The organism is Halomonas sp. NO4, from assembly GCF_010994375.1.
In the GTDB taxonomy this organism is placed as follows: Bacteria; Pseudomonadota; Gammaproteobacteria; order Pseudomonadales; family Halomonadaceae; genus Halomonas.
Genome location: NZ_WHMA01000004.1, coordinates 180,244 through 191,480, shown reverse-complemented (window position 1 = coordinate 191,480; position 11,237 = coordinate 180,244). Strand labels below are relative to the sequence as shown.

The window sequence follows — 11,237 nt, the reverse complement described above, 5'->3', positions numbered from 1 at the left end:
TTGTCATGCATGAGGAACGACTCGAGAGCCGGCTGGTTCACTGTCCGTATTGCGATGCGCCCTTCGACCTGCTGGTGGACGCCTCCCAGGGCGACCAGCAGACCTGGGAGGACTGCCCGCATTGCTGCGCGCCGGTCCAGGTTCTCATCCGCGTATCGCCGGCCGACGGCGAGCTCGAGGGGGTGACCCTGGGGCGCGACGACGAGGTGCTCTAGGTGGCCACGCCCCGGTGTCGCAGGGCGTCGAGCGAAGCCCCGGTGGCTGCTACAATACGTCCTTTGCTCCCGCGACCGGTGGTCGGCGGCAGGCGCCCCGCTGCCATTCCGCCCCGCCTGTCTCCCTACTGCGAGTCACGAGGTTTCTCATGAGCGAAGCGCGTCACGAACGGCTGATCATTCTCGGCTCCGGGCCGGCCGGCTACACGGCGGCCGTCTATGCGGCCCGGGCCAATCTCAAGCCGCTGCTAATCACCGGCATGCAGGCGGGCGGCCAGCTGACCACGACCACCGACGTGGACAACTGGCCCGGCGACGACGTCGGCGTGCAGGGCCCGGAGCTCATGGAGCGCATGAAGCGCCACGCCGAGCGTTTCGACACCGAGGTGCTGCTCGACCATATCCACGAGGTGGAGCTGCGCCACCGTCCCTTCACGCTGAAGGGCGACAGCGGCACCTACACTTGTGACGCCCTGATCATCGCCACCGGGGCCAGCGCGCGCTACCTGGGGTTGCCTTCCGAGCAACAGTTTATGGGCCAAGGGGTGTCGGCCTGTGCCACCTGCGACGGCTTCTTCTACCGCAATCAGGAGGTCGTGGTGGTGGGCGGCGGCAATACCGCCGTGGAGGAGGCGCTCTACCTTGCCAACATCGCCTCCAAGGTGACCCTGGTGCACCGCCGCGACAGCCTGCGCGCCGAGAAGATCCTCCAGGACAAGCTTTTCCAGAAGGCCGAGGAGGGCAAGGTGGTGCTGGAGTGGAACCATGTCCTGGACGAGGTACTGGGCGACAATACCGGGGTGACCGGGGTGCGGGTGAAGTCCACCGCGACCGGCGAGACCAAGGAGATCGCCGCGCCGGGGCTCTTCATCGCCATCGGCCATAGCCCCAACACCGGCATCTTCGAGGGCCAGTTGGAGATGCGCGGCGGCTACATCGTGGTCACGTCCGGCCTCGACGGCAACGCCACCGCCACCAGCGTGCCGGGCGTGTTCGCCGCCGGCGACGTCATGGACCACGTCTATCGCCAGGCGGTCACCTCCGCCGGCACCGGCTGCATGGCGGCGCTGGACGCCGAGCGCTACCTGGACGAGTTGTAAACGGGGTCAAGGAACGAGGGGCGAGCGACAAGGAAAACCTACGGCCTTCGGCCAGTAACAAGGTTCAAGTAGTAAGTGACAAGGAAGCCCCTTGCCACTCCCTCTAGGAGCAGAGACTCTGTCCTTGCTCCTCGTCCCTCGTCCCTAGTAATGCGGCGGCACCTCGTCCTCCGGGCGGGAAGTCGCTGTTTCCATCTCCCGCAGTTCCTGCTGCTGGTGACGCAGCTTCTGCTGCATCAGCTGACCCAGCCGTTCGAGTTGGGCAAGGCGCTGCTCCTGGGCGGCGACCGCCTGGTCCAGGGTATCCAGCCAGTGTTCCTGGTAGGCGATGCGACTCTCCAGCGCCTCCAGGCGCGCCGCCAGCCGGGCGGGCGATGCGTCCTCGCCCGTGCTAGAATCCTCGCGCTGCGTGTCGCCGTTCATCGCCACACGCTTATCGGACGGTGCGGCCCTGTGTCGTGTCGTCATAGCGACTCCTGTTTCGTTATTTCACCATCACTAGTGAGCATTGCCATTCCATGAATCGCAAGGTTGTCTTTCGTTGCACGCTGATCAGCCTGCTGTTGGCCGCGCCGGCTCCGTTGCTGATCGCCCTTTTCGTCCACCTTACCGGCGGTGACCTGGCTCGCCGCCTCTTCGAAAGCCTCGAGGTCGGCGGCATCGCCGTGGTCTACGTGGCGGCGGCCGCGGCGGTATTCGTGCTGCTGCTCATCGCCACACTGGCGGTCAATGCCCTGACTCCGCAGCTGGTCAACATCGCCGAGGTCGAGAACGACGACCGCGAGATCGGCGAGGTCAAGTGGTTCAACGTCAACAAGGGCTACGGCTTCATCAAGCGCGACAGCGGTGAGGATGTCTTCGTCCATTTCCGTGCCATTCGCGGCCGCGGGCATCGCACCCTGGCCGAGGGGCAGAAGGTGCGCTATCACGTGATCGAGAATGAGCGTGGCCTCCAAGCGGATGACGTCACGGTCATTACCTGAATAGCGGCTGCCCATTGAAACGACATCGCCCTGCACTGCGGGGCGATGTCGTTTGTGGCTACTGGCCGGAGTCGGGCCAGTCGATTGCCTGCTCCGTGCCGTCGGGCAGCACCTGCCAGAAGCGGTCGGGGTCGTCGCCGGGTTGCCAGCCGCCCAGCGAGCAGCGTACCTCGCAGGCGAGTCGGACGGCGGCCTCGCGTGCGCAGTCGACGTCGCGCGGCCAGGGGCTGTGGGCGCTGTCGAACCACAGGCTAGCGAAGCCATCGGCGGCGCGCTCCACCAGCAGCACCGGCACGGTGTGTCCGTCGTGATGCCCGCGGGCCTGCCACTGGTGGCGTCCCGCGCTGCGCAGCGGGGCGGCGTCCAGCACCTCCCCCAGCCAGGCGTTCAGGGCGTCGAGGGGCGCCTTGGCGAGGTAGATCTCGATGTCCGGGTAGGGGGCGTCGCTGGGCGTCATGGCGCTCTCTCGGTGGCTCAGGGGTGGGCGGTGCCGTTGACGAACAGCTTGGCGAGGATCGCTTCATAGACCCGGCTCAGGTCGTCGAGGTCGGCGGCTCGGACGCGCTCGTTGGCCTGATGGATAGTGGCGTTGCGCGGGCCGAGCTCGACCACCTGGCTGCCCAGGGTGGCGATGAAGCGGCCATCGGAGGTGCCGCCGCTGGTCGAGAGCTGGGCGCGGCGACCGAGCACCGCCTCCACGCCGTGCAGGGCCGCCTCGACGAGCTCCCCCTCGGCGGTGAGAAAGGGTTCGCCGTTGAGCGTCCAGTCGAGGTGGTAGTCGAGCCCGTGGGCGTCGAGGATCGCCTCGGTGCGTGCGCGCAGCTGATCGTGGGTCACCTCGGTGGAGAAGCGGAAGTTGAACACTACCTCTACCTCGCCGGGGATGACGTTGGTGGCCCCGGTGCCGGCGCGCAGGTTGGAGACCTGGAAGCTGGTGGCGGGGAAGAAGGCGTTGCCGCCGTCCCAGTGCTCGTTCACCAGGGCGTCCAGCGCCGGCATGGCCTGGTGGATGGGGTTTTTCGCCAGGTGCGGGTAGGCCACGTGGCCCTGGATGCCCTTGACGTGCAGCACGCCGCCCAGCGAGCCGCGCCGGCCGTTCTTGATCATGTCGCCGAGCACCTCGGTGGAGGAGGGCTCGCCGACGATGCAGTAGTCGAGGCGGTCGTGACTCTCGCGCAGGTGCTCGACCACGGCGCGGGTGCCGTCCACCGCCGGCCCCTCCTCGTCGGAGGTGATCAGAAAGCCGATCTTGCCGTGGTGGTCCGGGTGGGCGGCGACGAAGCGCTCCACGGCAGTGAGCATCGCCGCCAGGCTGCCCTTCATGTCGGCGGCGCCGCGCCCGCGCAGCATGCCGTCGTCGTCGATGCACGGCTCGAAGGGCGGGAAATCCCAGCGCGTGTGGGGGCCGCTCGGCACCACGTCGGTGTGGCCGGCGAAGGCGAGCAGCGGCCCGTGGTGGCCGCGGGTCGCCCAGAAGTTCTCCACGTCGCCGAAGGGCAGGCGCTCGACGTGAAAGCCCAGTGCCTCGAGGCGCTCGATCATCAGCGCCTGGCAGCCCAGGTCGTCCGGCGTCACCGAGGGGCGCCGGATCAGGTCGAAGGCGAGCTGCAGGGTGGGCGAGAGGCCGCGGGGATCAGTCGTTGGCATGCAGGGCCTCGTTGAGCGCCACGGCGCTCTTGTTGGTGAGGCACTCGATGCGCCCGTTCTGGGAGTTGCGCCGCAGCAGCAGGTCGCTCTGGCCGGCCAGGTCGCGGGCCGCGACCGTCTCGGCTTCCCGGCCCTGGTCGTCGAGCACGGTCACCTTGGCGCCGGCGGTGATGTAGAGGCCCGCCTCCACGGTGCAGCGGTCACCGAGCGGGATGCCGATGCCGGCGTTGGCGCCGATCAGGCAGCCCTCGCCCACCTTGATGACGATGTTGCCGCCACCGGACAGTGTCCCCATGGTGGAGCAGCCGCCGCCGAGGTCGGAGCCCTTGCCCACGATCACCCCGGCGGAGATGCGCCCCTCGATCATGCCGGGACCCTCGGTGCCGGCGTTGAAGTTGACGAAGCCCTCGTGCATTACCGTGGTGCCCTCGCCCAGGTAGGCGCCCAGGCGCACCCGGGCGGTATCGCCGATGCGCACGCCGCCCGGCACCACGTAGTCGGTCATCTTGGGGAACTTGTCGACGCAGTCCACCGAGAGCGTGCGCCCTTCCAGGCGCGCCTTGAGGCGGCGGGCGGGAAGCTCTTCGATGTCGATGGGGCCTTCGCTCGACCAGGCGATGTTGCGCAGCAGGCCGAACATGCCGGTGAGGTCGAGGCCGTGGGGCTTGACCAGGCGGTGCGAGAGCAGGTGCAGCTTGAGGTAGACCTCCGGGGCGCTCTGGGGCGGGGCGTCCTCGGCGAGGAACATGGCCACCAGCGGACGCTGACTCGCGGCCAGGGCCTCGGCCAGCTCGCCCTGCTCGGAATGGCCGGCTGCCTTGAGGGCGGCGGCCAGCTCACTGCAGTGCTCGGGCAGAAAGCTCACCGCGGCGTTGCCGTCGGGGACGTCGAGCACGCCCTTGACGGCCTCGACCAGACTGGCGTCGGGGTGGAGCAGCGGTGCCGGGTAGTAGATCTCCAGCCAGTCGCCCTGGGTGTTCTGGGTGCCGATTCCGAGTGCAAAGCTCAGCATGGGGTGGTGTCCTCTGGCAGGGGGTCGTGGAAGTCGGGGCGGGCGGCTGGCGTGGCCGGTCGCCCTACAGCTTGTCGTAATCGCCCTCGCGGTAGCCGACCAGGATATCGTCGCCGGTGTCGAGCAGGGGCCGCTTGAGCAGGGTGGGGTGGGCGAGCATCAGCTCACGGGCCGAGTTGGCGTCCACGTCCTGTTTTTCCGCATCGGGCAGGTTGCGCCAGGTGGTGCTGCGCGTGTTGAGCAGCGTCATCACCGGTACCCGGTGCAGGATGTGTTCGAGCAGCGGCGCCGAGAGGCCGTCCTCGCGCAGGTCGTGCACCTGGTAGGGCAGCCCCCGGCGATCCAGCGCCTGGCGCGCCTTGCGGCAGGTGTCGCAGTTCTTGATGGTGAACAGGGTCAGCATCATGCGCTCCTTTCGAGAAACCGTCGAATGCGTTGGGCAGCTTCCCGGGCGGCGCCCGCGTCGGCCACCAGCGCCAGGCGTACCCGGCCGGCGCCGGGGTTGACGCCATCGGGGCCGGGACGCCCCATGTAGGCGCCGGGCAGCACGCTGACGTTCTCCTCGGCGAACAGGGCTCGGGCAAAGGCCTCGTCGTCACCGCCGGGAACCGCCGGCCACAGGTAGAAACTGGCCTCGGGCGCGGGAAAATCAAGGACCGGCGCGAGTTCAGCGGTGACGGCAGCGAAGGTGGCGCGGTAGGCATCGCGGTTGGCGCGTACATGGGCCTCGTCGGCCCAGGCGGCGATGGATGCGTGCTGCACCGGCAGCGACATGGCGCAGCCGTGGTAGGTGCGGTAGCGCTTGAAGGGGGCGATCAGCGCGGCGTCGCCGGCCACGAATCCGGAGCGCAGTCCCGGCAGGTTGGAGCGCTTGGAGAGAGAGTGGAAGACCAGGCAGCGGCGGTAGTCGTGGCGGCCGAGTGCCGCGCAGGCTTCGAGCAGCCCCGACGGTGGAGTGTCCTCGTCCAGGTAGAGCTCGGAGTAGCATTCGTCGGAGGCGATGATGAAGTCGTGCTCGTCGGCCAGTTCGATCAGCGTCTGGTAATCGGTCAGCGGCATCACCGCGCCGCTGGGATTGCCCGGCGAGCAGACGAAGAGGATCTGCACCTCGCGCCATACCTCGGCGGGCACGCTGGCAAGGTCGGGGCGAAAGCCCGTCTCGGCGCGGCAGGCCAGGTAGTAAGGCGTGCCCCCGGCGAGCAGGGTGGCGCCCTCGTAGATCTGGTAGAAGGGGTTGGGCATGGCCACCTTCGCCGGGCGCGTGCGGTCCAGCGCCGCCTGCACGAAGGCGAAGATCGCCTCGCGGGTGCCGTTCACCGGGAGAACCTGGGCGTCGGGGTCGAGGCCGGCGGTCAGCGAGAAACGCTGGGTGGCCCAGTCGGCGATGGCCCGGCGCAGCTCGGGCGTACCGGCGGTGGCCGGGTAGCGGCCTATCTCTGCGAGGTGTGCCTGCAGGGTCTCGAGTGCCGCTGCATAGGGAACATGCCGGGGCTCGCCGATGGTCAGCGGGATGGGCGCGAGCCCTGCGGGCGGCGTGACGCCGGCCTTGAGCGCGGCGAGCTTCTCGAAGGGGTAGGGGTGCAGGGCGTCGAGATCGGGATTCATGGGTGTCCAGGTGCGCCGTGGGCCGGCGTCGTTGTGTGAGGCGCGGGCAAAGCGACAATTATAGGGAAGCGCGGGGCGGGCCTCAAACGCGGGGAGGGGTGGCCTGCCCCGGCAGCGTGACGCTAGCCAGTCGCGTCGAGCATTGCAACGAGGCGCTCGCGCAGGCGCTGCTGGCGCTCGGGATCGGTGATCGGCGCCCCGCGCTTGTCGGTGATGAAGAAGACGTCCTCTACCCGCTCGCCCAGGGTGGCGATCTTGGCCGCTGAGAGGGCGATGTCCTGCTCCATGAAGATGCGCCCCACCCGGGCCAGCAGGCCGGGGCGGTCGGGGGCGGTCAGCTCGAGCAGGGTACGCTCGTTGGCCGGATCCTGCTCGATGAGCACCTCGGTGGGCACCTTGAAGTGGCGCAGCTGGCGCGGCGTGTGGCGGGTGACGATCTGCGGGTAGTCGTCGGGGTCGTCGAGCTCCTCCACCAGGTGGCGGCGTATTGCCTCGAGGTGCTCGGGGTCGCGGATGGCGCGCCCCTGGTCGTCGAGCACGATGAAGGTGTTGAGCGTCCGCTCGTTGCTGGAGGTGGCGATGCGCGCGTCGTGGATGGAAAGCCCCAGCTGCTCCATGGCGGCGGCGGTGGCGGCGAAAAGGTCATCCACCGAGCGGGTGTGGATGAACACCTTGGTGCCGCCGTCGGCCAGCTCGTCGGCGGGAGGGCTGACCAGGATCAGCGGCAGCGGGCTGTCGCCGTGGGCCAGGATGCCCTGGGTCTGCCAGACGATCTCGCTGGGCGCGTACTGCAGGAAGTAGTCCTCGCCGAGGGACTCCCAGAGTTGCTCGACGCGGGCCAGGTCGGCGCCCACGGTGGCCAGCAGCGAGCGCGCCTCGGCACGCGTCTCGCGCACCCAGTCGTCGCGGTCCAGCGGGTTCTCCAGGCCGCGGCGCAGGGCGCGTTTGGTTCCGGCGTGCAACTGGCGCAGCAGCGAGGCGCGCCAGCCGTTCCACAGCGTGGGGTTGGTGGCGGTGATGTCGGCCACCGTCAGCACGTAGAGGTAGTCGAGGCGCGTCTCGTCGCGCACCACGCCGGCGAAGTCGGCGATCACGTCGGGGTCGGTGATGTCGCGCTTCTGGGCGACCATCGACATCAGCAGGTGGTGCTCGACCAGCCAGCTCACCAGGCGGGTGTCGCGCGGCGAGAGGTCGTGGCGCTCGGCGAAGCGCGCGACGTCACGGGCGCCGATCTCCGAGTGGTCGCCGCCGCGGCCCTTGCCGATATCGTGGTAGAGCCCGGCGATCCACAACAGCTCCAGCTTGGGCAACTGGTGCACCAGGGTGGCCGCCACCGGAAACTCGTCGTGCGCCTCGGGCTCGCGGAAGCGCTGGATGCACTTGAGCAGGCGCAGGGTGTGGGCATCCACGGTGTAGATGTGGAAGAGGTCGTGCTGCATCAGCCCCACTGCCTGGCCGAACTCCGGCAGGTACTTGCCGAGCACGCCGTAGCGGTTCATGCGCCGCAGCTGGCGGGCTACGTTGCCGCCGGAACGCAGCAGCGCCATGAACAGCTGCTGATGGTGTGGGTCGTCGCGGTAGAGGTCGTCGATCAGGTGGCGATGGTCGCGGATCAGGCGGATGGTGTCGGCGCGCACGCCCTCGATCTCCGGGTGCTCGGCCATCAGCTGAAAGAGCTCGAGCAGCGCGGCAGGCGATTCGCGGAACACCGCCCGCGAGCGCGCCTGGATGTAGCCGCCCTTGATCTCGAAGCGCTCGTTGAGAGGCACCGTCGGCAGGGTTTCGCCGCCGCGCAGGATCGCCTCGTCGAAGTGCTGCAGCAGCATGTCGTTAAGCCCGGCGAGCGCCGTGACGTGGCGGTAGTAGCGCTTCATGAACTGCTCGACGGCGAGTCGCTCCGGGGTGTCGGTGAAGCCGAACAGCTCGGCGATGGTGCGCTGGTGGTCGAACAGCAGGCGGTCCTCGGCGCGGTCGGTGAGCATGTGCAGGGCGTAGCGCACCTGCCACAGGAAGGCCTGGCCCTGGCTCAGGATGCGCAGCTCGGCGTCGTTCATGAAGCCGCCGGCAACCAGGTCCTCGTAGCGCTGGCTGCCGAAGTGGCGCTTGGCCACCCAGCCGATCATCTGGATGTCGCGCAGCCCGCCGGGCGAGCTCTTGATGTTGGGCTCGAGGTGGTATTCGGAGTTGTTGAAACGGTGATGGCGGGTGATCTGCTCCTGCCACTTGGCCTCGAAGAAGCGGTCGGCCGGCCACAGCCGGTCGGTGGCCAGGCGCTCCTGCATCGCCTGTCGCAGCCGTTCGGGGCCGGCCAGGGTGCGCGACTCCTGCAGGTTGGTCATCACCGTGATATCGGCCGCGGCCTCCCGCTCGCAGTCGGCGAGCGACCTGACGCTGTGGCCGATCTCCAGGCCGATGTCCCACAGGAAGGTGATAAAGGCCGTCAGCGCCTCGCGGTAGGGCGTGTCGTCATCGTTTTCGAGCAGCAGCTGCAGGTCGACGTCGGAGTGCGGGTGCAGCTCGCCACGCCCGTAGCCGCCCACGGCGAGCAGGGCGATACCGTCGTCGGGCCAGTCGTGCTGGTCCCAGGCGATGGCCAGCAGCCGGTCCAGGCACCAGGCCCGTCCGTGCACCAGGTCGCGGATGTCGGCGCCGGCATGGAAGCGCTCGTCGAGGCGAGCCTGGATGTCGCGCAGCGCCGCCTTGAAGGGGGCGATGGGCGAGCGGCTGCCGGTGAGTTCGGCGCGGAAAGTCTCGGCGTCGAACAGCGACTCGTCGGGTACGAAGCGGTAATGATGCAGGAGCATGGGCGATCGACTCAGCGGTCGAGGAGGGCGAAGTCTTCGTCGCCGCGGGCGGTGAGCACTTCCACGCCGCTCTCGGTGACCAGCAGGGTGTGCTCCCACTGAGCGGAGAGACTCTTGTCGCGGGTCACGGCGGTCCAGCCGTCGCGCAGCACCTTGGTCTGGTACTTGCCGGCGTTGATCATCGGCTCGATGGTGAAGCACATGCCGGCGGCGAGCGTGGCGTCCGCCTCGGGGGCATAGCCGTCGTAGTGCAGGATCTGCGGGTCCTCGTGGAAGCCGGCACCGATGCCGTGGCCGCAGAAGTCGCGCACCACCGAGTAGCCGTTGGCCTCGGCATGCTCCTGGATGGCGCGGGCGAGCTCGGAGAGACGCACGCCGGGGCGTACCCGGGCGATGCTGCGGTACAGGCATTCCTGGGTGACGCGGCACAGCCGCTCGCCCTGGATGGTCTCGCCGACGATGAACATCATGCTGGAGTCGCCGTGGTAGCCGTCGGCGGTCTTCACGGTGACGTCGATGTTCATGATGTCGCCCTTCCTGAGCCTCTTGGCGTCATCGGGGATGCCGTGGCACACCACGTGGTTGATCGAGGTGCAGATCGACTTGGGAAAGCCGTGGTAGTCGAGCGGGGCGGGCGTGGAGCCCAGCTCGTGGACGATATAGTCGTGGCACAGGCGGTCGAGCTCGCCGGTGGAGACGCCGGCCACGACGCGGGGGGTGATCATCTCCAGCACGCTGGCCGCCTGGCGGCCGGCCTCGCGCATCTTCTCGATCTCGTCGGGCGTCTTGATGGGAATGTTCATGGGGTCTCGGTTCAGAGGGGTGGATCGCCCGGGAGAGCGGCGGGGCAGGCGGCGGGCGACTTCATCTCGTTGGCGAACTATGGTATAAAGCCGCGCGCTTTCCTGCAATGTCGACCCGGCGGGCCCCGGCCCGGTCGCGTCTCTGTCGCAGCGACGGCGTCGGCGCCTGGCGCGCCGTGACCCACAAGCCTTGAAAACACACATGCACCGGCACATGGTCCCGGGTGCTGCCGCGGTCACCCCGGCAGTCGGATCCATGGGGTGCGTGGAGGCCTAACCCGATTTTTCAGGAGTCATCCATGGCACATGTCAACATGCGCGACCTGCTCAAGGCAGGCGCCCACTTCGGCCACCAGACCCGTTACTGGAACCCGAAGATGAGCAAGTTCATCTTCGGCGCCCGTAACAAGATCCACATCATCAACCTCGAGCACACTCTGCCGGCGCTCAACGAGGTCATCGACGTGGTCGAGAAGATGGCGGCCGCCAACAACAAGATCCTCTTCGTCGGCACCAAGCGCAGCGCCAGCAAGATCATCAGAGAAGAGGCCACTCGCGTCGGCCAGCCCTTCGTCAATCATCGCTGGCTGGGCGGCATGCTGACCAACTACAAGACCATCCGCGTCTCGATCAAGCGTCTGCGCGAACTCGAAGCGATGCACGAGGATGGCACCTTCGACAAGCTGACCAAGAAAGAGGTCCTGATGGCGACCCGCGAGCAGGACAAGCTCGAGCGCAGCGTGGGTGGCATCAAGGAGATGGGCGGTCTGCCCGACGCCCTCTTCGTCATCGACGTCGACCATGAGCGCATCGCCATCAACGAGGCCAACAAGCTGGGGATTCCGGTCATCGGTGTGGTCGACACCAACTCCGACCCGGACGGCGTCGACTACGTCATTCCCGGCAATGACGACTCCATCCGTGCCATCCAGATCTACGTCAAGGCCATCGCCGACGCCTGCGCGCGGGCGAAGGAAGGCCGGCCTGACGAGTTCGTCGAGATCACCGAGGGCGAGAGCGGCGACGCCGCCGCCGCCGAGTAACCGCGATCGCCGCAGCGGGGCCCTT

Annotated in this window: 12 protein-coding genes; 4 read left to right on the top strand and 8 right to left on the bottom strand. The window is 68.2% G+C overall.

Annotated features, from left to right (window positions below; translation table 11 throughout):
- Positions 1-5 precede the first annotated feature (5 nt).
- Both FEF15_RS05355 and trxB read left to right on the top strand, forming a co-directional pair.
- Entirely contained in the window at positions 6-215 is a 210-nt protein-coding gene (locus FEF15_RS05355) for a CPXCG motif-containing cysteine-rich protein (protein WP_163558118.1), read from the top strand.
- Positions 216-364: 149 nt separating this feature from the next.
- Entirely contained in the window at positions 365-1,315 is a 951-nt protein-coding gene (trxB, locus tag FEF15_RS05350; protein ID WP_163558117.1) for a thioredoxin-disulfide reductase, read from the top strand.
- A 144-nt stretch (positions 1,316-1,459) separates the two neighbouring features.
- Here the strand turns inward: trxB and FEF15_RS05345 are convergent, their stop codons facing one another.
- On the bottom strand, positions 1,460-1,783 hold the full coding sequence (locus FEF15_RS05345; RefSeq protein WP_163558116.1) for a SlyX family protein: 324 nt from the start codon (positions 1,781-1,783) through the stop codon (positions 1,460-1,462).
- A 50-nt stretch (positions 1,784-1,833) separates the two neighbouring features.
- Here FEF15_RS05345 and FEF15_RS19605 point away from each other — a divergent pair, with 50 nt between their 5' ends.
- A complete protein-coding gene (locus FEF15_RS19605) occupies positions 1,834-2,298 on the top strand; it encodes a cold shock domain-containing protein (RefSeq protein ID WP_276208193.1) in 465 nt (154 codons plus the stop codon).
- A 58-nt stretch (positions 2,299-2,356) separates the two neighbouring features.
- Here the strand turns inward: FEF15_RS19605 and FEF15_RS05335 are convergent, their stop codons facing one another.
- The 7 genes from FEF15_RS05335 to map form a co-directional block, all read right to left on the bottom strand.
- Complete coding sequence (locus FEF15_RS05335; RefSeq protein WP_163558115.1) at positions 2,357-2,755, bottom strand: hypothetical protein; 399 nt, start codon at positions 2,753-2,755, stop codon at positions 2,357-2,359.
- A gap of 17 nt (positions 2,756-2,772) precedes the next feature.
- Positions 2,773-3,945 carry a succinyl-diaminopimelate desuccinylase gene (dapE, locus tag FEF15_RS05330; RefSeq protein ID WP_163558114.1) on the bottom strand — a complete coding sequence of 391 codons (1,173 nt, stop codon included), beginning with the start codon at positions 3,943-3,945 and terminating at the stop codon, positions 2,773-2,775.
- Positions 3,932-4,957 carry a 2,3,4,5-tetrahydropyridine-2,6-dicarboxylate N-succinyltransferase gene (dapD, locus tag FEF15_RS05325; protein ID WP_163558113.1) on the bottom strand — a complete coding sequence of 342 codons (1,026 nt, stop codon included), beginning with the start codon at positions 4,955-4,957 and terminating at the stop codon, positions 3,932-3,934. The genes dapE and dapD overlap by 14 nt, the downstream gene beginning before the upstream one ends.
- 64 nt (positions 4,958-5,021) lie before the next feature.
- Positions 5,022-5,360 (bottom strand): arsenate reductase, encoded by a 339-nt coding sequence (locus FEF15_RS05320; protein ID WP_163558182.1) that lies wholly within the window; start codon positions 5,358-5,360, stop codon positions 5,022-5,024.
- Positions 5,360-6,562 (bottom strand): succinyldiaminopimelate transaminase, encoded by a 1,203-nt coding sequence (gene dapC, locus FEF15_RS05315; protein WP_163558112.1) that lies wholly within the window; start codon positions 6,560-6,562, stop codon positions 5,360-5,362. Before dapC ends, FEF15_RS05320 begins: the two co-directional genes overlap by 1 nt.
- 122 nt (positions 6,563-6,684) lie before the next feature.
- Entirely contained in the window at positions 6,685-9,366 is a 2,682-nt protein-coding gene (locus tag FEF15_RS05310; RefSeq protein WP_163558111.1) for a [protein-PII] uridylyltransferase, read from the bottom strand.
- Between the two features lie 11 nt (positions 9,367-9,377).
- The gene (gene map, locus FEF15_RS05305; RefSeq protein ID WP_163558110.1) at positions 9,378-10,169 is read right to left on the bottom strand and encodes a type I methionyl aminopeptidase; all 792 of its coding nucleotides are present in this window, start codon (positions 10,167-10,169) and stop codon (positions 9,378-9,380) included.
- Positions 10,170-10,468: 299 nt separating this feature from the next.
- Here map and rpsB point away from each other — a divergent pair, with 299 nt between their 5' ends.
- Positions 10,469-11,212 carry a 30S ribosomal protein S2 gene (gene rpsB / locus FEF15_RS05300; protein WP_163558109.1) on the top strand — a complete coding sequence of 248 codons (744 nt, stop codon included), beginning with the start codon at positions 10,469-10,471 and terminating at the stop codon, positions 11,210-11,212.
- Positions 11,213-11,237: the final 25 nt, after the last annotated feature.